Origin of the sequence: Kineosphaera limosa NBRC 100340 (genome assembly GCF_000298215.1) — a bacterium.
GTDB classification, from domain to species: Bacteria; Actinomycetota; Actinomycetes; order Actinomycetales; family Dermatophilaceae; genus Kineosphaera; species Kineosphaera limosa.
In genome coordinates this window covers 17,982-40,360 of record NZ_BAHD01000029.1, presented here as the reverse complement: position 1 = coordinate 40,360, position 22,379 = coordinate 17,982, and the positions used below count along the sequence as shown (strand labels likewise).

At 71.6% G+C, this 22,379-nt stretch carries 19 protein-coding genes; 9 read left to right on the top strand and 10 right to left on the bottom strand.

The window, feature by feature from the left end:
• Window positions 1-141 precede the first annotated feature (141 nt).
• The 5 genes from KILIM_RS09545 (at window position 142) to KILIM_RS09525 (ending at window position 8,263) form a co-directional block, all read left to right on the top strand.
• Window positions 142-1,119: a sugar-binding transcriptional regulator gene (locus KILIM_RS09545; RefSeq protein ID WP_255247634.1), complete on the top strand. Its 978-nt coding sequence runs from the start codon at window positions 142-144 to the stop codon at window positions 1,117-1,119.
• 164 nt (window positions 1,120-1,283) lie between these two features.
• Window positions 1,284-2,825, top strand: a complete 1,542-nt coding sequence (locus tag KILIM_RS09540; protein ID WP_040562844.1) for a protein adenylyltransferase SelO — start codon at window positions 1,284-1,286, stop codon at window positions 2,823-2,825.
• A gap of 118 nt (window positions 2,826-2,943) precedes the next feature.
• Window positions 2,944-4,719: a DUF7800 domain-containing protein gene (locus tag KILIM_RS09535; RefSeq protein ID WP_006592456.1), complete on the top strand. Its 1,776-nt coding sequence runs from the start codon at window positions 2,944-2,946 to the stop codon at window positions 4,717-4,719.
• A gap of 161 nt (window positions 4,720-4,880) precedes the next feature.
• On the top strand, window positions 4,881-7,142 hold the full coding sequence (gene katG, locus KILIM_RS09530; protein ID WP_006592455.1) for a catalase/peroxidase HPI: 2,262 nt from the start codon (window positions 4,881-4,883) through the stop codon (window positions 7,140-7,142).
• 92 nt (window positions 7,143-7,234) lie between these two features.
• Window positions 7,235-8,263, top strand: coding sequence for a lactonase family protein (locus KILIM_RS09525; RefSeq protein ID WP_006592454.1), 1,029 nt, complete (start codon window positions 7,235-7,237; stop codon window positions 8,261-8,263).
• A gap of 243 nt (window positions 8,264-8,506) precedes the next feature.
• Here the strand turns inward: KILIM_RS09525 and KILIM_RS09520 are convergent, their stop codons facing one another.
• Window positions 8,507-9,916 carry a pyridoxal phosphate-dependent decarboxylase family protein gene (locus tag KILIM_RS09520; protein ID WP_040562843.1) on the bottom strand — a complete coding sequence of 470 codons (1,410 nt, stop codon included), beginning with the start codon at window positions 9,914-9,916 and terminating at the stop codon, window positions 8,507-8,509.
• Window positions 9,917-9,921: 5 nt separating this feature from the next.
• Window positions 9,922-10,431 carry a MarR family winged helix-turn-helix transcriptional regulator gene (locus tag KILIM_RS09515; RefSeq protein ID WP_157551618.1) on the bottom strand — a complete coding sequence of 170 codons (510 nt, stop codon included), beginning with the start codon at window positions 10,429-10,431 and terminating at the stop codon, window positions 9,922-9,924.
• An 86-nt stretch (window positions 10,432-10,517) separates the two neighbouring features.
• Here KILIM_RS09515 and KILIM_RS09510 point away from each other — a divergent pair, with 86 nt between their 5' ends.
• A complete protein-coding gene (locus KILIM_RS09510) occupies window positions 10,518-11,030 on the top strand; it encodes a YflT domain-containing protein (protein WP_006592451.1) in 513 nt (170 codons plus the stop codon).
• A 48-nt stretch (window positions 11,031-11,078) separates the two neighbouring features.
• On the opposite strand, the gene KILIM_RS09505 is transcribed toward KILIM_RS09510, so the two are convergent.
• Window positions 11,079-11,975, bottom strand: a complete 897-nt coding sequence (locus KILIM_RS09505) for an SDR family oxidoreductase (protein ID WP_006592450.1) — start codon at window positions 11,973-11,975, stop codon at window positions 11,079-11,081.
• A gap of 120 nt (window positions 11,976-12,095) precedes the next feature.
• Here KILIM_RS09505 and KILIM_RS09500 point away from each other — a divergent pair, with 120 nt between their 5' ends.
• Window positions 12,096-12,641: a sigma-70 family RNA polymerase sigma factor gene (locus KILIM_RS09500; protein ID WP_040562841.1), complete on the top strand. Its 546-nt coding sequence runs from the start codon at window positions 12,096-12,098 to the stop codon at window positions 12,639-12,641.
• A complete protein-coding gene (locus KILIM_RS09495) occupies window positions 12,638-13,888 on the top strand; it encodes a hypothetical protein (RefSeq protein WP_040562839.1) in 1,251 nt (416 codons plus the stop codon). Before KILIM_RS09500 ends, KILIM_RS09495 begins: the two co-directional genes overlap by 4 nt.
• A 350-nt stretch (window positions 13,889-14,238) precedes the next feature.
• On the opposite strand, the gene KILIM_RS09490 is transcribed toward KILIM_RS09495, so the two are convergent.
• The 5 genes from KILIM_RS09490 to KILIM_RS09470 form a co-directional block, all read right to left on the bottom strand.
• Entirely contained in the window at window positions 14,239-16,347 is a 2,109-nt protein-coding gene (locus KILIM_RS09490) for a potassium transporter Kup (RefSeq protein ID WP_006592447.1), read from the bottom strand.
• 96 nt (window positions 16,348-16,443) lie between these two features.
• Window positions 16,444-17,811, bottom strand: a complete 1,368-nt coding sequence (gene argA, locus KILIM_RS09485; protein ID WP_217997087.1) for an amino-acid N-acetyltransferase — start codon at window positions 17,809-17,811, stop codon at window positions 16,444-16,446.
• Window positions 17,812-18,003: 192 nt separating this feature from the next.
• Entirely contained in the window at window positions 18,004-18,729 is a 726-nt protein-coding gene (locus tag KILIM_RS09480) for a hypothetical protein (protein WP_006592445.1), read from the bottom strand.
• A complete protein-coding gene (locus KILIM_RS23965) occupies window positions 18,726-19,205 on the bottom strand; it encodes a hypothetical protein (RefSeq protein ID WP_051988724.1) in 480 nt (159 codons plus the stop codon). The genes KILIM_RS09480 and KILIM_RS23965 overlap by 4 nt, the downstream gene beginning before the upstream one ends.
• A 17-nt stretch (window positions 19,206-19,222) precedes the next feature.
• Entirely contained in the window at window positions 19,223-19,423 is a 201-nt protein-coding gene (locus KILIM_RS09470) for a hypothetical protein (protein ID WP_006592443.1), read from the bottom strand.
• A 30-nt stretch (window positions 19,424-19,453) separates the two neighbouring features.
• Between KILIM_RS09470 and KILIM_RS09465 the strand changes: the two genes are divergently transcribed.
• Window positions 19,454-19,705, top strand: a complete 252-nt coding sequence (locus KILIM_RS09465) for a hypothetical protein (RefSeq protein WP_006592442.1) — start codon at window positions 19,454-19,456, stop codon at window positions 19,703-19,705.
• A gap of 10 nt (window positions 19,706-19,715) precedes the next feature.
• Here KILIM_RS09465 and KILIM_RS09460 read toward each other — a convergent pair whose 3' ends face one another.
• Window positions 19,716-21,542: a glycoside hydrolase family 15 protein gene (locus tag KILIM_RS09460; RefSeq protein WP_006592441.1), complete on the bottom strand. Its 1,827-nt coding sequence runs from the start codon at window positions 21,540-21,542 to the stop codon at window positions 19,716-19,718.
• Window positions 21,543-21,583: 41 nt separating this feature from the next.
• Entirely contained in the window at window positions 21,584-22,273 is a 690-nt protein-coding gene (locus tag KILIM_RS09455; protein ID WP_051988723.1) for a phosphatase PAP2 family protein, read from the bottom strand.
• Window positions 22,274-22,379: the final 106 nt, after the last annotated feature.

Below are 22,379 nucleotides of genomic sequence, written 5' to 3'. Positions count from 1 at the left end.
GAATGTGCCTTCACTCTAAGGGCGTCATGGCACGAACGTCAATGAGCTAGATTGACAAAAGTTCGAGAGGGGACCAATGGCCCGAAGGCGACCCCCTACCGCACCGGCCGACATCACGTGAGACCCGGCCGAATCGCCCCCGTGACGAAGGGACAGGACATGGAGCCGCGCCAGGAGCAGGCCCTCGACGCCGCCAAGCTCTACTACCTCGGCGGCCTGTCCCAGGGCGACGTCGCGCGCCGGCTCGGGGTCTCCCGGCCTACCGTCTCCAAGCTCATCCAGACGGCCAAGGACCTGCGGTACGTGACGATCGACGTGCACGACCCCCGCGAGGTGACCTCCGACCTCGGCGACCAGCTCGCCGAGCGCTTCGGTCTGGAGGAGGTGCGGGTCGCCTCCGGGCCCGCCGACCCGGTCGGGCCCCTGGAGGAACTCGGCCGCGTCGGCGCCGGGCTCCTCGAGGACCTCGTGCGCGACGGCGAACTCCTCGGACTCTCCTGGGGCGAGACGATGTGGGCCGTCGGCCGACACCTGCAGCCGACGACCCGCGACGACGTCGAGATCGTCGAGCTCAAGGGCGGAGTCCCGCTGCAGCCCAAGCGCACCCGCGAGTACGAGACGATGTCGCTCTTCTGCGCCGCCTTCAACGCCTACCCCCGCACGCTCCACCTGCCCGTCTACCTCGAGCGGGTCGAGACGATGCGCGCCCTGGAGGCCGAGCGCCAGGTCCAGGCCGTCCTCCAGCTCGGCCGGCGCACCTCGATGGCCGCCTTCACCGTCGGCCCCATCGCCCTCGACGCGACGCTCTTCACCCTCGACTACTTCAGCCCGGCCGAGCGCGAGCACCTGCTTCGCCGTGCCGCCGGCGACATCTGCTCCCGCTTCTACGACGACACCGGCCAGATCTGCCTGCCCGACCTCGACGCCCGCACCGTCGCCGTGCCGCTCGCCGATCTGCGCCGCACCGAGCGGCGGGTCTGCATCGCCGGCGGCCGCAGCAAGGTGCGCGCGCTCGCCGTCGCCCTCGCGGCCGGCTACGTCACCCACCTGGCCACCGACGCCGCCGCGGCCCAGGGGGTGCTCGAATACTCCGCACGGCACGGGCTCGGCGAAGGCTGAGCCGGCTGGCCCGGGCTGGCCCGGGGCAGTCACCGGGCCGTTACTACACCCGAGCGCCGCCGATCACTCCCGATTGCCGCCGATCAACCCGCGAGCACCGCAGATCACTGCCCGGCGACCGTGCGGTGGCGGGCGAGTGGCGGGCCGACGTAGCCTCGGGACGCATGAGCCAGCCGCCGATCCCGTTGCTGCCGGTGCACCTCGAGCAGGGCTATGCGCAGGCTGTCCCGGAGTTGAGCCTGGCGTGGCGGGCCGCGCCGGCGCCCGACCCGACGCTGCAGGTGCTCAACGACGACCTGGCCGTCGAAGTGGGCCTGGACCCGGCATGGCTGGCCGGCCCGGACGGCCTGGAGTTTCTGCTCGGGCAGGTGCCCCAGAGCGTGCCGACGGTCGCGCAGGTCTACGCCGGCCATCAGTTCGGCGGCTACTCCCCGCGACTGGGGGACGGGCGGGCGCTGCTGCTGGGGGAGCTGCTCGATACCGACGGTCAGCGCCGCGACCTGCACCTCAAGGGCTCCGGGCGCACCCCGTTCGCGCGGGGCGGCGACGGCAAGGCGGTGCTCGGGCCGATGCTGCGCGAATACCTCATGGGTGAGGCGATGCACGCCCTAGGCATCCCCACGACCCGCGCCCTGTCGGTCGTGGCCACCGGTGAGCGCGTCATGCGCGAGGAGGGCTACCTGCCCGGCGCCGTGCTCTGCCGGGTCGCCGCCAGCCACCTGCGCGTCGGCACTTTCCAATTCGCCGCCGCCAACGGCGGGCCCGACCTCGTGCGCCGCCTGGCCGACTATGCGATCGCCCGCCACTACCCGGCGATCACGACCGACGCGCACGGCCCCGACAACCTCGGCGATCCCGGCAACCCCTACCTCGCGCTCCTGGAGGCGGTGGCCGGCGCACAGGCGCAGCTGCTCGCCCAATGGATGTCGGTCGGTTTCATCCACGGCGTCATGAACACCGACAACATGACGATCAGCGGCCAGACCATCGACTACGGACCCTGCGCCTTTCTCGACGCCTACGATCCCGCCACCGTCTTCAGCTCCATCGACCACGGCGGCCGATACGCCTACGGCAACCAGCCCGGCATCGCCCAGTGGAACCTCGCCCGCTTCGCCGAGACCCTGCTGCCGCTGTTGCACCCCGACCCCGACACAGCCGTCGACCGGGCCACCGATGCGCTGTCGGGGTTCGCCCGCCGCTACGACGCGGCCGTCACCGCGATCCTGGCCGCCAAGCTGGGCCTCCCGGAGCCGGAGTCTGCGGCTGAGTCGGAGTCCGATGCCGATGCGGTGGCCGCGGCCGGAGCGGTGCAGCCGCGGGCGCTCATCGCGGACTGCCTGGAATTGCTGCGTGAGCAGCGCGTCGACTTCACCGGCTTCTTTCGCGCGCTGGCGGCCGGCACCGCCCGGGACCTGTTCGCCGAGCCGACCGCCTTCGACGCCTGGGCGCAGCGGCGGGCGGCCATGGTGGTGGGGGAGCCCGTGGAGGTCGCCGCCGCGATGAACCGGATCAACCCCGCCTACATCCCGCGCAACCACCGCGTCGAGGAGGCGCTGGCCGCCGCCACCGACGGCGACCTCGCCCTCTTCGAGCGACTGCTGAGCGCGGTGCGCCGCCCCTTCGACGAGCGAGCCGACCTGGCCGACCTGGCCGAGCCGGCTCCGGACGACGCGCCCGCGCACGTGACCTTCTGCGGGACCTGACCGACCCGCAGCCACGACTGGCCGGCGCCCCCTGCCAGTGATGGGTGCGGCGGCGCTTTCAGCCCCTTGCCCACAGCCGGGCAGGTGCGCGTCAGCCGGGCGGCATAACCTGCTGGCCATGAGCGACCCACGCCTGCTGCTCGGCCCGGTGCTGCGCTACGTGGACCGGCACGATGCGACGATCTGGGTCGAGACCGACCGGCCGTGCACCGTGACCGTCACCGTCGAGCCGGATCCGGCGACCGGTTCGGACGCCGGGGATGCCGAGGGCTCAGCGCGGGACCGGGTCGTCACCGAGAACACCTGGTCGGTGCACGGCCACCACTACGCGCTGGTGCAGATCCGCGGCCTGCCGGCGGCCAGCGTGCTGCCCTACCGGGTGCACCTCGACGAGACGCCCGTGTGGCCCGAGCCCGAGTCGAACCGCCCGCCCAGCGTCATCCGCACCCTCGTCGGCGGCAAGCTGCGCCTGGCGTTCGGCTCGTGCCGCCGCGTCGCGCCCTTCGACGAAGAGGGCCTGGCGGAGTTCGGTGCCGACGCGCTCGCGGCCCTGGCCGAGACCATGCGGCACACGCCGCACGAGCGCTGGCCCGACGCCCTGTTCATGGTGGGCGACCAGATCTACGCCGACGAACCGTCTCCGGAGCTCGTCGACCGCCTGCGCAGCGCGCACGATCCCGTGCCGAGCGGCTGGGAGGAGGTCGCCGGCGAGGTCTGGGACTTCGAGGAGTACACCTGGCTGTACCACGAGAGCTGGACCCCGGAGCCGGTGCGCTGGCTGCTCTCGACCGTGCCCTCGTGCATGCTGCTCGACGACCATGACCTGCGCGACGACTGGAACACCTCCGCGGCCTGGCGGGAGCGGGTGACGCAGGAGCCGTGGTGGCGCGACCGAGTCGTCGGGGCGTTCGGCTCGTACTGGATCTACCAGCACCTCGGCAATCTGTCGCCGACCTACCTGGACCGCGACGAACTGTTCGCGGCCCTGCGCGCCGGCGGCGACGAGGCGGCCCACACGGCAGAACTCGACGAGTTCGCCTGGGCGGCGGACGCGCAGATCGACTCGACCCGGTGGAGCTTCGTGCGCGACTTTCGCGACGCCGACGACGACGACGCCGGGATCGTGCGGCTCGTCGCCATCGACTGCCGCGCCTCTCGGCAACTGACCAACGGGCCGCGCGCGATGGTCGACGACCACGAGTGGGACTGGGTGCAGGCGCAGGCGCTGGGGCGCCGCGAGCACGGCACGATCACGCACCTGCTGCTGGGGTCCACGCTGCCGGTGCTGCTGCCGCGCGGCATCCACCACGTGGAGGGGTGGAACGAGGCGGTCGCCGAGGGCACTCACGGGCGGCTGGCGCCGATCCTCGGGGAGCGGCTGCGCCAGTTCATCGACCTCGAGCACTGGGCCGCCTTCCGCCGCTCGTTCGGCCACTTCGTCGAACTGCTGCGGCAGGTGGTCGCCTCGCCGCAGCCGCCGGCCGGGGTGCTCATCCTCTCCGGCGACGTGCACTGCTCGTATGTCGCGCGGGCCTACCTGGCCGACACCGAGCACCCGGGCACCGTTATCGAGCAGCTGACGATGTCGCCCTTTCGCAATCCGCTGCCGCGGGCGCTGCGTTGGGCCAACTCGATCGTCGACTACCGGCTGCCCCTGGGGGTGCTGCGCCGGATGTCGCGCTGGGTCGGCGTGCCCGACACGGGCCTGGACTGGAACATCGACTACGGCCCGAATTTCGCCAACGGCGTCATGACGCTGGTCTTCGACGGGCGCGACGCGAGGCTGGAGGTCGACCGGGCCGAGCACTCCCACGGCGTCCAACACCTGGCCCGGGTGGCCGATCTCCCGCTCTGCGGACGGGCCGTGACCGGGTCGGCAACGGGGCAGGGATAAGGGCAGCCTGGCGCGCGGCGGCCGGTCTCAGATCAAGACGCCGCCTGATCTTGATCTTATCCAGATTAGCCGCAAGACTCGTGTCGAACCACCCCCGGCTGGCTTCCGCTGGCCGCACGAATTGTCGTGTCTAGCCGCCGAGTGATGAACGGAAGGACCCCATGTCCGTCAACGAGTCCACCAACGCCGCCCACCAGTCGCCGGAGCAGAGCCCGGAGGTCGGTGAGGGCAGCCCGCAGAGCCGCGGCCAGGTTGAGTCCTGCCCGGTGATTCACACCGCCATCCACCCCACTCAGGGCGACGCCAACCAGGACTGGTGGCCCAACCGTCTCAACGTGCGGATCCTGGCCAAGAACCCGGCCGTCATCAACCCGCTCGGCGGCGACTTCGACTACGCCGCCGCGTTCGAGTCCCTCGACCTCGCCCAGGTCAAGCGCGACATCGAAGAGGTGCTGACCACCTCCCAGGAGTGGTGGCCCGCCGACTTCGGCCACTACGGCCCGCTGATGATCCGCATGGCCTGGCACTCCGCCGGCACCTACCGCCAGCAGGACGGTCGCGGTGGCGCCGGCGCCGCCCAGCAGCGGTTCGCCCCCCTCAACAGCTGGCCCGACAACGTCGGCCTCGACAAGGCCCGCCGCCTGCTGTGGCCGATCAAGAAGAAGTACGGCAAGAACCTCTCCTGGGCCGACCTGCTCGTGCTGTCCGGCAACGTGGCGCTGGAGTCGATGGGCTTCAAGACGTTCGGCTTCGCCGGTGGCCGCGTCGACGCCTGGGAGCCGGACGACGACGTCTACTGGGGCCCGGAGACCACCTGGCTCGGCGACGAGCGCTACTCCGGTGACCGCGAGCTGGAGAACCCGCTCGCGGCCGTGCAGATGGGCCTCATCTACGTCAACCCCGAGGGCCCCAACGGCAACCCGGACCCGGTCGCGGCGGCCCACGACATCCGGGACACGTTCGGCCGGATGGCGATGAACGACGAGGAGACCGTCGCCCTCATCGCCGGCGGGCACACCTTCGGCAAGACGCACGGTGCGGCCGACCCGGAGCAGTACGTCGGCCCGGATGTCGAGGCCGCCGGCCCGGAGCGACAGAACCTGGGCTGGGAGAACAGCTACGGCACCGGTAAGGGCAACGACCAGATCACCAGTGGTCTCGAGGTCATCTGGACCGACGCGCCGACCCGCTGGACCAACCGCTTCTTCGAGATCCTCTTCGAGCACGAGTGGGAGCTGACCAAGAGCCCCGCGGGCGCGCACCAGTGGACCCCCAAGGGCGGCGCCGGAGCCAACACGGTCATGGACCCGCACGGCACCGAGCGCACCCGCACCCCCGGCATGTTGACGACCGACCTGTCGCTCATTCAGGACCCGGCCTACGAGAAGATCTCGCGGCGCTTCCTGGAAAACCCCGACGAGTTCGCCGACGCCTTCGCGCGCGCCTGGTTCAAGCTGACGCACCGCGACATGGGCCCCGTCTCGCGGTACCTGGGCCCCGAGGTGCCCACCGAGGAGCTGCTGTGGCAGGACCCGATCCCGGCCCGCGAGGGTGACCTCGTCGACGCCGACGACCTGGCCGACCTCAAGGCGCGCATTCTCGACTCCGGGCTGAGCGTCTCCCAGCTGGTCAAGACGGCGTGGGCGTCGGCCGGCAGCTTCCGCGGCAGCGACAAGCGCGGCGGCGCCAACGGTGGCCGGGTGCGCCTGGAGCCGCAGCGCAGCTGGGCGGTCAACGACCCGGCCGAGCTGGCCACGGCGTTGGAGGCTCTCGAGGGCATCGCGTCGGCGTTCAACGAGTCGGGCACGCAGATCTCGCTGGCCGACCTCATTGTGTTCGCCGGCGGCGTCGGCGTGGAGGAGGCCGCGAAGGCGGCCGGCCACACCGTCACCGTGCCCTTCTCGCCGGGCCGCACCGACGCCAGCCAGGAGCAGACGGACCTCGAGACGTTCGCCTACCTCGAGCCCAAGGCCGACGGCTTCCGCAACTACGACCGGCGCGACAACGCGCTGCCGGCCGAGTACGCCCTCGTCGACCGCGCCAACCTGCTCAACCTGTCGGCGCCGCAGATGACCGCGCTGGTCGGTGGCCTGCGGGTGCTCGGCGCGAACGCCGGCGGCTCGACCGCGGGCGTGCTGACCGACCGCGTGGGGCAGCTGACGAACGACTTCTTCGTCAACCTGCTCGACCTGGGCACCACGTGGACCGGCGGCGCGGACGCCGACACGTTCAACGGCACCGGCGCCGACGGCCAGCAGTGGACCGGCACCCGCGCCGACCTGGTGTTCGGCTCGAACTCCGAGCTGCGCGCCGTCGCCGAGGTGTACGCCTCCGACGACGCCGAAGACAAGTTCGTCGAGGACTTCGTCGCCGCGTGGGCCAAGGTCATGAACAACGACCGGTACGACCTGTTGCGCGGCTGAGCATCGCCGCCTCCGCCTAGGCGTGACGAGGGGTCCGCAGCCGTTGGGTTGCGGGCCCCTCGTTCGTCGCCTTCGGCCGTAGGGTCGGGGGTGTGAGTGAACTCGTTCTCATCGCCACCGCCAAGAGCGACTCCATCATCGCGCTGCGCCTGCACCGCGGCGACCGGCCGCACCTGGAGCCGCTGACCGTCACCCAGGGCTTGACCGGCTGCGGCACCTTCGCCGTCGACGCCGAACGCGACCTCGTCTACGCGGCCTACAAGGGCGACCCTCCGGGCGTCGCGACGCTGCGCCTGGACCGGGCGACCGGCGCTTTGACGGAGGTCGGGCGGCGTGATGTCGAGGCGTCCCTGGCCTATCTGGCGCTGGCCTCCGGAGGGACGTTGCTGTTGGGTGCCTCGTACGGCGGCGGGTTCGGCGTGACGTGGCCCGTGGGCGGCGATCTTGGGGTGGGGGATCCGATCTCGCGCATCGAGTACCGCAATGTGCACTGTGTGGTTGCCGCGCCGTCCGGAGGGGGAGAGGTCGCCTACTTCGTGGCACTCGGCGACGATCTCGTGGCGCAGTACGCGCTGGCGGGCGACGGCACGTTGACGCCGCTGGACCCGCCGACCGTCGCTGCGCCGCAGGGTTCCGGCCCGCGGCATCTCATCGTCGACGGCCCGAACGCCTACCTGATCACCGAGTATTCGGGCGAGGTCATCCGGCTGACCCGCGGCGGCGCGGGCGCCTTGACCGTCGCCGAGTCGGTGGGGGTCGTCGACCCGCGGCACGGCCTGGGGCACAGCCGGTTCGGCGCCGATCCCACGCAGGAGCACCTCATCTGGGGCGCCGACCTGCACCGCGCCGGGTCGTGGCTCATCGCCTCCGAGCGCAGCTCCTCGGAGCTGGCGAGCGTGGCCGTGGACGCCGACGGTCGCCTCGGGCAGGTCGCTGGGTTCACGCCCACGCAGCGCCAGCCGCGCGGCTTCAACGTCACGGCCGACGGCGCCTACCTCATCGCCGTCGGCGAGAAGTCGACGGAGGCCGAGCTGTACGCGGTGGAGGCGGACGGGTCGCTCACCTCCCACGGCACCGCGCCCATCGGCAACGGCGCCAACTGGGTCCGCATCCTCGCTTAGCCCGTCGGCCGGCTGCCGGCGCCCGGGTCGACGGTTGCCCTCCCTGCCGAGTGTCGCGGTCGCAACAGCAACCGTCGGCAGGAACCGCAACAGTCGCGAGGGGGGTGGTTGGCGGTGGCCGCGGGCCGGGCCGACGGCTCCGCGGGGCCGGCTCGACGGTGGCGCTCCCTGCCGAGCGTTGCGGTCGCAACAGCAACGCTCGGCAGGAACCGCAACAGTCGCGGAGGTGGGGGCGGGGGCGGCTCACACGGCGGCGCGCAGCCGGTCCCAGAGGGCTTCGACGTCGGCGCGCTCGGTGGGCTCGGCGCCAATGGAGATCCGCACCATCCAGCGGTCGTCGAGAATGCTCGGGGAGACGAACGCCGCACCGGAGACGTTGAGGGCATTCGCCCACGACAGTGTGTGGTTGTCCAGCGCCTCGCCGGTCAGGCCCTCGGGCTCGTGCCGCACGCAGACCGTCTGCAGGTCGACCGGCGCGAGCACCCGCCAGCCCGGCGCCGCCTCGATCTGCGCGGCGAGCCAGCGGGCGTTCTCCAGGTCGCGGCGCAGCCGGGCGCGGATCGCTTCGGCGCCCTCCAGCCGCAGATGAAACCACAGCTTGAGCGCGCGGAACCGCCGACCCAGCGGGATCCCCCAGTCCTTGTACTGCACGACCTGCTCATCGGCGGCCGACTTCAGGTACGAGGGGGTCGTCGACATGCACGCCACGAGGTGGTCGACGTCCCGCACATAGAGCAGCGAGCAGTCGAGGATCGTCCCCATCCATTTATGGGGGTTCCACACCAGGGAGTCGGCCAGCTCGGTGCCGTCGAACAGGTGCCGCATCTCCGGTAGCAGCATCGCCGACCCGGCCATCGCGGCATCGACGTGCACCCACGCGCCGTACTCCCGCGCCACGTCGACGATCGCGCGCACCGGGTCCATCGCACAGGTGCCCGTGGTGCCGACCGCGGCGATCACCACCGCCGGCCGACGACCGGCGTCGACATCGGCCGCCATGGCCTCGGCCAGCGCCTCCGGGCGCATCGCGTAGGTCACGGGGTCGACGTCGACGAACCGCAGGTTCTCCCGCCCGAACCCGGCCAGCAGCACCGCCTTCGGCACCGAGGAGTGCGCATGCCCGGAGGTGTAGGCGACGAGCGGAGCGTCGACCGCCTGCAAGCCACCGCGATCCTCCGACAGCCCGGAGGCGCGCTCGCGGGCGGCGATCATCGCCACCAGCGTCCCCGTGGAGGCCGTGTCCTGAATCGCGCCGTGGAAGTCCGCCGGCAATCCGCACAGCTCCCGCAGCCAGGCGGTGACGACCTGCTCGACCTCCGTGAGCGCCGGCGCCGACTGCCACGTGATGCCCAGCGCCGCAACCCCGCTGCTCGCGATGTCGCCGAGTACCGAGGCCAGCGACGCGTTGCTGGGAAACCAGCCGTAGAACCCCGGGTGCTGGGTCTGGGTGATGCCGGGCACGACGATCTGCTCGAGGTCGGCGATGACGTCGGCCAGGGGCTCCGGTTGTTCGGGGGCGTGTTCGGGCAGGGCCGCGCGGATCTCACCGGGGCGGGTGCGCGCCTCGACCGGTAGCTCGGGGATGCGGGCGCGGTGGTCCGCGACCCAGTCGACCAACGTGTGCGCGGCGGTGCGGAACTCCTCGGGGGTCATGCGCGTCATTCTCGCCCGGCGCCCTCCAGGTACTCGGCGATACCGCTCACGAACCTGTCGAACGAGCGAATGAGCTGGTCTCGTTCGGCCTCTGTCCAGGTCGCGAGGATGTCGGTGATGACGGCCGCGGCGGCGGCTCGGTTGGCCTCGTGCGCCGCTCGACCCGCAGGCGTGGGGCGCACGATGACCGCGCGCCGGTCGTCGGGGTCGGTCTCGCGGGCCACGAGTTCGGCCCGCTCCAGGCGGCGGATTTCGGTGGTCATCGTCGAGCGGTCCACGCCCTGCCAGGCCGCCAGCTCCGACATCCGCGCCGGTCCGCGTTCGCACAGGTAGCGCATGAGCCAGGCGTCGGTCGGCGACAGCGCGCTGCCGTCGGCGACGAGCGAACGGCGCAGCCGCTCACGCGAGGCCAGGCGGGTCAGCGACGAGACAAGCTCCTCCAGTCGCCCGGAGGCGGTATCTGCGCTGAGACGTGATCCGTCGCCCCCCGCAGACGGTTGGGTTGATCCAATCATTTGCTTCCGCTCCAAGTAGTTGGTAGGCTCCAATCATAATCGTTGGAGCAATCCAAGCAACCCATCTGACCTGAAAGGACGCACCAATGGCTGCCACCCCGCACGCCGACGCCCACACCATCGCTCCCACCACGAACGTGCCGACCACCGACGCCCCGACCGACGGCTCGAACGTCGTCATCATCACCACGTACCCCACGTACGAGCAGGCGCAGCGGGCGGTCGACCGGCTCTCCGACGAGAAGTTCGACGTCGCCGCGGTGAAGATCGTCGGCCAGGGACTGCGCTCGGTCGAGCAGGTGACCGGCCGCATGACCAAGGGCCGCGCCGCGCTCTACGGCATGGGCTCCGGCGCCTGGTTCGGTCTGTTCATCGGCCTGCTGTTCGGGCTCTTCCTGCCCGCGGCCGGCTGGCTGTCGATGATCCTGACCGCCGTGCTCATCGGTGGTGTGTGGGGTGCCATCTTCGGCTTCTTCGGCCACCTGGCGACCGGCGGTCAGCGCGACTTCACCTCGGTCCGCTCGCTGCGCGCCGAGTTCTACGAGCTCAAGGTGCGCTCCGACCTGGCCGCCGACGCCGCCCGACTCCTCGGCATCTGAGCCGGGCGTCTGACGCTGTAGTTCACGAAAACGAATTCAACAACGAGTTCACCAACGCGGTGGGTGCCCCTCGGGGGAGGCGCCCACCGCGTCGTCATGTCCGCTCGCTGGAGCTCCTGCGATCACCTCGGCCAGCGACCTCGGCGGTCGTTGAATGAGGAGTTGCACGTCGGGGCTGACGCGGGCCACCTCACCCGCTGCGATCGCCGTGTACGTCGAGACCCAGGCGTCGACCTGCCAGTCGGGCGCGCCGAACGAGGCGCGGGAGGCGTAGGCCTGCTCCACGGTCTGCGGCTCGTACCGGATGGGGCGGCCCAGGGCGTCGGTCAGGATCGCGGCGATCTCGGTCAGGGTCAGCGACTCCGGGCCGGTCAGCGTGTAGAGCCGCTCCCGGTGGGCGACCGGGTCGGTGAGCACTGCGACGGCGCTGTCGGCGATGTCGTCCTGCGCGACCACCGCGACGCGTCCGTCCCCAGCCGGGCCCGCGATGACGCCGTCCTCGCCCGCCAGATCGGGCATGAAGTCGGCGTAGAAGTTGTCCCGCAGGAACGTGAACGCCAGGCCCGAATCGCGCAGGTGCTCCTCGGTCGCCGCGTGGTCCCACGACAACGTGAACATCGCCGTCGCCGACGCGCCGTAGAAGGACACGTACACCACGTGCTCGACCCCGGCGGCGGCCGCGGCGTCGATGAACGTGCGGTGCTGCGCGACCCGGTCCGTACTCTCGGAGGCCGAGATCAGCAGGGCCGTCGCCACCCCCTCCAAGCCGGCGCGCACCGCCTCGAAGTCGCCGTAGGAGGCCTGCATCACCTCGGTCTGCGGCAGGTCGGGCGCCCGGGAGGGGTCGCGGACCAGCAGCCGCTGCGGCACCCCCGCCGCGGCCAGGCGTGCCGCGATCCGCCCGCCTAGTTTCCCTGTCGATCCGGTCACTGCGATCGGTTGCATCTGTGCCTCCCGGCAGTTCGCTGGCTTTCCGGCACGCTATCGACAGAAGCGCGGCACCGAAACCGCAGGAGGCCCGCACGTCGCGTGACACAGGCGCGGCTCGGCCGGACAGGTAGGGGTGTGAACGGAAACGAGGAGCGTGAGGCCCGCTACCGGGTGGTGTTCGCGCACACCTACCCCGACGTGCTGGCGTTCGCACAGCGGCGCAGCGATCCGCACCGAGCCGAGGACGTCGTCGCGGAGGCGATGCTCACCGCCTGGCGCCGCATCGATGATCTGCCGTACGACCTCGGCGAGGCGCGCGCGTGGATCTTCGGCATCGCCCGCAACTGCCTGCTCAACGACGATCGGTCGCGCCGCCGGCAGAACGCGGTCGCCGTCCGAATCGCCGCCGCGCCCCGACCGGCCGACGAGCCGGATGCCGCGGACCGCGCCGCCGACCGAGTCGACTTGTCGGCCGCCTGGGCGGACCTGAGCGAGAGCGAACAGGAGACGCTCGCGCTCACGGCCCTCGACGGTCTCGATTCCACGCAGGCGGGCGCCGTGCTCGGCATCACCGCCACCGCTTACCGACTTCGCCTGTCCCGCGCCCGCCGCGCGCTGCGACGCCGCCTCGAGGGCGCCGCAACCGGCGACGCTCCCGAGCCCGAGGGGGTCCGCTCATGAACAACTACCGAGACGACACGATCAACGATGCCGCCGCCGACGACGCGTTGGACGTGCTGATCCGCCGCCACGACGTCGCCGACGCGACCATGACCGCCGAGGGGGCGGCCCGCCGCGACGCCCTGCTCGCGCAGATCCTCGCGGACGACGCAGTGACGGGCTCGACCCCGCCCACTGCGGCCACTGCGGCCACCGCGGCCACTGCGGCCGCCGGCGGAGGCAGCGCCGCGACGAATGCCGGGAGCCACAGCACCGTTACGCCCATTGCCCCCCGCCCCCCGCGACGCCGCTGGATCCGCGTGGCGCGCTGGGTGGTGCCCGCGACGGTCGCGGCCGCGCTCGCCGGGGTGTTCGCCATCAGTAACCTGCCGGGTTCGCAAGGTGTCGCCTACGCCTCGTGGACCCCGGACCCGACGCCCCTGAGCGGCCAGTCGTTGACCGACGCCGAGTCCGCCTGCCGGGCCAACCTCGCCGACTCGATCGGCGACCAGCAGGGCATCCCGGCTGACCAGCGCCCCACCGTGAACCCGGAGACGGCTCGCACCGTCATCGCGGAACAGCGCGGGGGCTTCGCCTTCCTGTCGATGGTTGCCGACGACTCGAGCACCGCCCAGTGCTTCTTCGACGCCGGAGACTTCTCGCGGGTGGTCGGCTCCACCGGCGGCCTCGCCACGGCGGCCTCGGTCAAGCCGCAGCCTGTGCCGCCGGGCGAGGTCGAGGCCAGCGGCGGGGGCGCCAGCAGCGGACCGCAGGGTTCGTATGTGTTCACTACCGGCCGCGTCGACCCCGGCACCCGCGCCGTGACGATCAACACCGCCGGGCAGACGATCAACGCCTCGGTCGCGGACGGCCACTTCGCGGCGTGGTGGCCGGAGCGCCTGATCGGTGCGAACGCCCCGACCGCGCCCGTCAGCTTCGACGTCACGCTGGCCGACGGCACGGTCGTCAAGGACGCCCCCGACCTCTTGGCCCCCAAGGCGCCCGGCCCCGAGCAGATCGGCGCCATCAGCACCGGTGGCGGGGTCGGCGAAGGCGGCGCGGTCGCCACTGTCGGCGGCGAAGCCGGAGAGCGGGTCGCCGCCGTGACGATCCGCATCGACGGGCGCACGATCGAGGCTCCGGTCACCGACGGGCTGTTCTACGCGCAGTGGCCCTCCGACGGCCCGGAGATGAAGGGCACCCCGACCTTCGACCTCCGGTTGGTGGACGGCACCGTGCTGCGCGACCAGCAGCCCGTCGCCCGCTGAGCCATCCGAGCCACCCCGGGGGTCACCCGCCGGCCGCAGCATCCGTCACAGGGGGCGGATGCCGCGGCCGGCACCCGTGCGGGCGGCCCCGAAGCCCGCTCGACGGTTGCGCCCGCTGCCCCGGGTTGCTGTTGCGACCGCAACGGTAGGCAGGGAGCGCAACGGTCGGCGCTGGTGGGGAGGCGCGTCCCGACCTCGGCCCGCTCGACGGTTGCGCCTGCTGCCCCGGGTTGCTGTTGCGACCGCAACGGTAGGCAGGGAGCGCAACGGTCGGCGCTGGTGGGGAGGCGGCGGCGTGGGGGCTGGCGCGGCTGCCGGTGCCCCGGGCGACCCAGCTGCGCGCGCGGCGCTCAGATGTACAGCGTGCCGCCGAGGATGACGGTGCGCTGCGGGGGCAGCCGGAAGGAGAGGACGCGGCTGCCGGCGACCCGCCCCAACAGCACGAACAGGTGCTTGCGCAGCCGCAGCACGGGGCTGCCCTGGCGACCCGCGTGCACGTCGAGCACCGACAGGAAGTACCGGGCGCGCTCGGCGTCGAACTCGAAGTCGCTGCATTGACCCTGGCTCCACCGCAGGTTGTGCGGCACGTCCTGGGAGTCGTTGAACCCCAGCTTGATGCGGATCGCGACGATGCCGTCGTCGGGTCGGCCGATGTCGGTGACCGTCACCCGGTCGACATGGCGCACGTGCGGCACGTTGCCGACCTCCACGGAGACGATCGCCACGTGCTCGTGCACGACGTGGTTGAAGCGCAGATTCTCCTTGAGCGCCAGCGGCACGGTGCTCTGGTTGGTGTGCAGGTAGATGGCGTGCCCCGGCACCCGTGTGATGCCCCGCTGGCCAGTGTCGACCTTGGCCAGCCACGCCGACAGCGGGCCCTCGATCTCCTCCCGCCGGGCGCGCACCAGCGCGGCCCCCCACACCCACGTCGTCATGACCGTGATGACGACGGATGCGATGACGATCGGCAGCCAGCCACCGTGGGCGATCTTCGTGAGGTTGGCGCCGAGGAAGGCGGCCTCCAACCCGCCGATGACCACCATGAAGATGGCGATGCGCCACAGCGGCCACTTCCACCCGCGGTGAGCCAGGCCGCCGAAGAGCACCGTGGTCAGCACGAGGGTGCCGGTCACCGACAGCCCGTAGGCGTTGGCCAGCGACGCAGAACTGCCGAACCCGACGATGAGCACGACGACTCCGGTGAACAGCGCCCAGTTGATGGCCGGCACGTAGATCTGGCCGCCGGCGTGGCGGGAGGTGTGCCGCACCGTCAGCCGCGGGATGAGCCCCAGGTGCAGCGCCTGCGCCGACACCGAGAACGCCCCGGAGATGACCGCTTGCGAGGCGATGACGGTCGCTGCCGTGGCGAGCACGACGATCGGGACGACGAGCGGCTCCGGGGCCAGTCGGAAGAACGGATTGTCCACCGCACTCGGGTCGTGCAGGATCAGCGCGCTCTGCCCCAGGTAGTTCAGGGTGAGCGCGGGGAAGACGACCCCGAACCAGGCGATGCGGATCGCCCGGGCGCCGAAATGCCCCATGTCCGCGTACAGCGCCTCGGCTCCGGTGATCGTCAGCACGATCGCACCCATCGCGATGAACGCGACGACCGGCCGCTGCACCGCGAATTCGACTGCGTACGTGGGGGAGAGGCCGAGCAGCACCTGCGGATGCCGCGCGATCGCAGGCAGGCCCAGGGCGGCGAGCGTGCCGAACCACAGGATCATCACCGGCCCGAAGGCTCGCCCCACGAGCTCGGTGCCGAACCGTTGGATGACGAACAGCAGTGCCAGGATCGTCAGTGAGACCGGCACGACGACCGAGCCTGCGTCGGGGTCGACGACCTGCAGCCCCTCGACCGCCGACATCACCGAGATCGCCGGGGTGATGACCGAGTCGCCGTAGAAGAGCGCGGCGCCGATGATGCCGAGCAGCGTGATGGTGGAGAAGGCGCGGCGGCCGCGCAGCCGCCGGCGCAGCAGGGCGGTGAGGGCCAGGATGCCGCCCTCGCCGTCGTTGTCGGCGCGCATGACGAGCACCACGTATTTGACGGTGACGATCGTCATCACCGACCAGAAGACGAGCGAGAGCACCCCGTAGACGTCCAGCGGGGTGGGTTCGACCGCGTTGTGGTCGACGCTGTAGACGGTCTGCAGCGCGTACAGCGGGCTGGTGCCGATGTCGCCGAACACCACCCCGAGGGCGGCCAGCAGCACCGGCGGCAACGGCCCCCGCCCGCGCGCGGCCAGCTCCTGCGACCCCGTCGGCGGCTCGTCCGACGGAGGGCTCGCCTCCTGCCCCGGAGCGGGATCGGGCGCCTTCGCGACAGCCGTCTCGGGGGTTGGTGGGCCTGCTTTTTCGGCGGGTTCCGCGGGCTCCTCGGGCTCCGGCTCGGGTCGCGGCGGGGTGCCCTCGCCGGCGGGATCGCCGGGCTGCCCGGTGCGGTCGATGTGCGACACAGCGTCAGCATGGCATCGCGGGCCAGTCACCGGGTGGCGCACTCAGCCTTCCCTCAGAGGGCTCGCGCCAGGGCGTTCCAGAGGGTGCGAGCCGAGTTACAGCGTGTCGATGAGCACGAGGGAGTTGCGGCCTGGGTCGTAGGTGGCGCGGCGTTCGGGCGGCAGGTCGGCGGCGCTGCCGCGCACGAAGCCGTGCTCGATGAACCAGTGCGGGGTCTGCGTCGTCAACGCGATCAACCGGGTGTATCCCAAGTCGCGGGCGCGTGCCCGGGCGCGACGCAGCAGCACGGCGGCCAGGTCCCGCCCGCGGTAGTGCGGATGCACCGCGACGCAGGCCAGCTCGGCGGCTCCGTGCTGCGGAAACTCGACGAGCGCGTTGCAGGCGATGACCGTGCCGTCGCGCACCAACACTGTGAACGCGGCGATGTCGAGCTCCAGCTGCTCCCGGCTGCGCGGCACGAGGGTGCCCGCCTGTTCCATCGGGGCGATGAGCGCCATGATCCCGGCGACATCGTCGATCGTGGCGATGCGGGTGGACTCGTAGTCGTCGTCCGCGGCGATCATCAGTCCGCAGCCGTCGCGCGAATACAGCTCCCGCAGTAGCGGGCTCGCTCCGTCGGTGCCGATGAGATGCACGCGGCGCACGCCGGCGCGCACCGCGGCCAGGCCGGCCCGCACGCAGTTGCGATCCTCGGGCGAGAGGTTGCGCTCGCGTAGCTCGGTGTCGAGCACTCCCTCCGCGGCGGTCAGCGACAGCTGCCCGGCGTCACCGGCTTGCAGCGCCATCCGCCACGTGCCCGGCTCGGACTCGATGACGAAGATCAACTTGTCGGCTCCGAGCCCCGTCGCCACGGCCTCCGCGACGTCGGCGTTGCGCAGATTGAACGCCTCGCCGGTGGGGGAGTAGCCGACGGGGGAGACGAGCACGATCCGCTCGTCGGAGAGCTGCGCGCGGATTTCGGCGATGTCGACGCCCCGCACGAGCCCGGTCTGCAGGTGGTCGACGCCGCCGCGCACTCCCACCGGACGGGCCGTCACCCAGTTGCCGCCGGCGACCTTGATCCGTGAGCCGGCCATCGGCGTGTTCGCGAGGCTGCAGCTCAAGCGCGCCTCGATGTCCATACGCAGCACCCCGACGGCAGCCTTGACCGCGTGCATCGAGGGGACATCGGTGATGCGCAGGTCGCCCTCGAATCGGGAGGGGATGCCGCGCACCGCGAGCTCGGCCTCGATCTGGGGGCGGGCGCCGTGGACCAGCACGACCCGCACTCCGAGCCGGCACAGCAGCGCGATGTCGGCGAGCAGCCGGTCGGTGTCGGCGCGCAGGCAGATCTCACCGGGAAACGCGATGACGAACGTCTTGCCGTGGTGCCCGTGCACGTACGGTGCGGCGCTGCGCAGGGCGCGGACGAACTCGGTGCCGCCCAGGGGGCTTTCCGTCGCGCTGATCGAGTCGTCGCTCACGTCTATCAATGGTAGTCAGCGCCTTCGGCTCACCTGCGGAGCGACGGTCGTGCCAGCTGATGAGCAGGGCAGGTTCCTTCTCGCCGCCTTGCCAGTGGGTCAGTCAGACGGCTGGAGGGGCGGGTCGCCCGAGCGGCCGGGGACGGGCGCGACCGGCGCCGTGTCGGACCAGGTAGAGGGCGCGAGGGCTCATCACACACTCTCCTGAGGCGTCACGCTGTCCTCGTTGCGGTGCCGACCGAGGCTGGAGAGCAGATCCTCGTGCAACTCGGCCCACACCGTGTGGCACGACAGCCGGCCGATCCCGGCGATCCACTCCGTCTCGCCCCGGCGGGCGCGGTCCAGGGCTGCGCTGAACTGCGTGGGGTAGCGCCCGAATCGGGGCAGCAGGGCGATCACCGGCGCCAGCAGGTCCGGTAGCACAGGCTCGGCGACTGCGAGGTCGGCGATGACCGGCTCGGGGTCCCAGAGGTGCTCCGGTGATCTGCTCAGCGTCGTCAGCTGCCACTGGCTGATCGCCCCGACGACCCAGCCGTTGATCTGTTCGAACCGCTCGAGGGCCGCAGTCAGCGCCGGGGCGGCGCCGACCCGCGCCACCTGCTCCTGCACCTGTTCGCGCTCGAAGTCGTAACCGTCGGCGGTTAAGACCCAGCCGTCGGCCTGGTCGAACTTCAGGCTGGTGATGTACTCGCTGGTCGCGAGCAGCATGATATACACGCTGGCCTGTGCCTTCTCCTGGCCAGTGCGCGCGGCCGCCGATTCGAAACTGCCGACGCCGCTGAGGCGGATGGCGCGCAGCACCTCCAGGGTCGCGTCCGAATACAGCGGGCCGTCGCGGTTCGCGCGCGCCCGCAGGAAGCGCGCCCGCGCATCGGTGTCACCGTCCCGATCGGAGCCGGTGCGGCGGCGGGCGGTCACGCCGACCGCCCCGGCGCGCGATCCTGCGTGTCCGACAAGGCTGCCCACTGACCGGCCGTGCCGGCGCCGGCCGCTATGTCATCGGCCGCTGTGTCATCGGCCGCCACCGAATCGGCTGAGCCCGTGCGCGCCTCCGCTCGCCGCAGGCGCTGCTGCGCGGCCTGCGGAGACCGCACCCTGAGCTCGTCGGCGATCTGCGGCCACGTCATCCCCTCCGTGCGGGCGACGAACAGCAGCGCGGTCTCCAGGGTCTCCAGGTCGCTGCGCGCGGCATCGAGCAGGCACAGCCCGGCCCGGATCTCCTCGATAGGGGCGGTCCCCGGGGAGGCGTTGGCGCGCCAGAGCGCGAACCGGGCCGACGTCACATCCTCCGGAACCGGAGCGGACCAGGGCATCCTCGGCAGCTCGCTCGCCCCGGACGCCAGTAACGTCCGGCGAGCCTGCGCCTGAGCCCGCTCGAAGCTTGTTGCGTCCATCCCCCCACTCTCGGGTATCAACGAGGTGTTGTCATCAGGTCGTTGATGCCCGGTCGGCGGGGCCGAGCGACGTTCAGGCCGGTGAGCAGGAGGGACTCCAAGTTTCGCCAGGACAGGACGACCTGCAAGGCCATCATGACCACCAGCGCCCACAGGAACAGGACCAACCACCGGGCACCCACGCGGGTGTCGTAGCGAATCTCCTCGACCTCCCCCATCGCACAAGTCTGACCGAAGGGCCCGTCCGCGTGGTCTGGCCAGGCGCCGCGGAGAGCACCGGCCCGGTCGTGTGGCCGCTGCTGGCTCTACTGCTCTACGCGACTTTCACCCTTGGCACCCGCAACTCCTTCATCGTGCTGCCGTTCGCCCTCTCGCTGCCGCCGGGTTGGGAGGTCGTAGCGATCGTCGTCGTCACCCAGTCCCTCGTCGAATCGTTCGGCATGGTCTTCTACGTCTGGTTCGTGCCCCGCCGCCTGTTCCCGGACGTCGCTCCACCGTGAAGGCGGGGTGTCAGTGTGAACTTGTGGCCACCTGCGGGGCGTCGCCGGTGCGGCTGAGGGTGTGCGCGGCGTCGATGAGCGCCAGATGTGAGAACGCCTGCGGGTAGTTGCCGGCGAACGTCCGGGTCGTCGGGTCGTACTCCTCGGCCAGCAGCCCCAGATCGGTGCGCACGGCGAGCAGGCGTTCCATCAGCGCCTGCGCGTCCTTCGCTCGACCGGTCAGCGCGTAGGCGCTGACCAGCCAGAACGAGCACGCGAGAAACGGATTCTCGGCTCCGCTGGGGCCGTCGACGCCGGAGTCGGTGCGGTAGCGGCGCACGAAGCCGTCCGGCATGAGATCGCGTTCGATGCGCGCGACCGTCGCCAGATAGCGCGGGTCGTCGGCCGCGACAAAACCGATCGGAGCCAGCAGCAACAGGGCCGCGTCCACCTCCTGCGTGTCGTCGTGCTGGGTGAAATGCCCCGCGGCGCTGACCCCGCGCGTCAACACGGCCTCGCGGATCTGGGTGCGCACCGCCCGCCACCGGTCCAGCGGCCCGGACAGCGGGTCCGCGGTGCCGGCGGTGGACTCCACCGCCTGTACGGCCCGGTCCAGGGCCGCCCACGCCATGGCCCCCGAATGGGTGAATCGGCGGGCCGGCCCGCGGATCTCCCACAGCCCCTGATCCGGCTCGTCCCAGGTGTCGGCCAGGTGATCGACGAGCGCGACCTGCAGCGCCCACGAGTCGGGGTCTTCGGGCAGGCCGCGCCGACGCGCCTCGTGCAGGGCGATCATCACCTCGCCGAGCACGTCCTTCTGCTGCTGGCCCGCCGCGGCGTTGCCGACACGGACCGGGGTGCTGGCGGCGTAGCCCGGCAGGTGCGTCAGCTCGACCTCGGGCAGGTCGCGGCGCCCGTCGATGCCGTACATGATCCGCATGTCGGCCGGGTCGCCCGCGATCGCCCGCAGCAGCCACTCCCGCCACACGCGGGTCTCGTGGCGATAACCCGACTCGAGGAAGGCGGTGAGGGTCAGCGCCGCGTCCCGCAGCCAGCAGTACCGGTAGTCCCAGTTGCGGGCGCCCCCGATCGCCTCGGGTAGCGACGTCGTCGGCGCGGCGACGATGCCGCCGGTCTCGGCGTCGGTCAGGGCCCGCAGCACCACCAGCGAGGTCGCGACCGCCTCCCGGTACGGGCCGGTGTAGGTGGAGCGGTGGCTCCAGGCCCGGAAGGCCTCCTGCGTCGCATGCAGCGAGCGGGCGACGTCCAGCGGTGCCGGCGGCGCCTGATGCGAGGGCCACCAGGTGAGGGTGAACGTCTGCTCCTGCCCGGCGCTCACGGGTACCTGGCTGACGTGTCGCCCGTCGAGCGGGTGCGGCAACACCGGACCGCGCAGGCCGAGCGCCTGCGGTCCGGCGACCGCGACGAGCATCTCGTCGCCGCCCAGGTCGCTGAAGTCGGGCACCCGGTGCATCCACGGCCGGTAACGCCCGTACCCGAAGCGCACAACGAACTCGTGCTCGAAGGTCACCGTTCCGCGCAGGCCCCGGACGCGCCGCACGACATCACGGCGACCGGCGGTGATCGGCATGAACTCGACCACCTCCGCGGCCCCGGTGGGAGTCTCGAAGGTCGTGACGAGCGTCAGCGTGCCCGGCACATAGCCGCGGCGGCTCGTGTACTCGCCCTGCGGGGCCAGCAGCCAGCGGCCGTTCGCGGGGTCGCCGAGCAGCGCCGCGAAGCAGGCCTCGCCGTCGAAACTCGGCAGGCACAGCCAGTCGATGGATCCGTCGCGCCCGATGAGGGCCGCCGTGCGGGTGTCGCCGATGAGGGCGTAGTGGGCGATGGGGGTGGTCATCGGCACATCCTGTCCTCACCAGCGGGGAAGAGCAGTTGGCGCTACAGCACCGGGAGGGCGGTACGACCGTGGCGGTCGGCCCACCAGCGGGTGGCGGCCATCAGCAGCACGGCGCCGGTGACCAGAACGACCGCGCCCACGACATCCGCGAAGTAGTGCGCGCCGATGTAGAGGCGAGAGGCCGCGAGGACGACCGTGGTGGCCACCCCGACGATCCACGCCCACCCGCTAGTTCGGCCGTTCATGCGCAGCACCAGCACCGTCGCGAGGGTCAGGGCGACGGCGAACGCGACGTGGCCGCTGGGGTAGCTGTCGTGGCCGGTCTCGGTGACGACCGCCGCGACCTGGGATGCCACCGGCCGGGGTCGGGCGACGAGGAGCTTGGTCGCACCGACCGAGAGCCAGCCGAGCACCGTCACGGCGCCGAGCACGATCGCCGTGTGCCGATCGCGGCGGTAGATGACGAGGCACCCCAGGAGGAGCAGCGCGGGGGCGACGACCGGGCCGAACAATAGGCCGAGTGCTTGGGCGAGCCACAGAAGCACGGCCTCGTGCCGACCGGCCAGCGCCTGGTCGACGCCGAGCTCGCCGGTGGCCACGGGGCCATCAGACGTCACGATCAGGCCGAGAGTCAGGCCGGCGAGCTCGAGCAACACTCCCCACATCGCCAGGGATCGCCAACGCAGCGATGCCCGGGAGGTCGTGGTGCGGATGAGCTGAACTGTCGACATGTGCACCAACCCTGAGCCGCCGCGCTGAGGGGCCGCTTAGCGGCGGGTGCCACATTCAGCATCCGCTCAGAGCACCGGGGCCAGGGTGGGGTCCGACGGACCACGG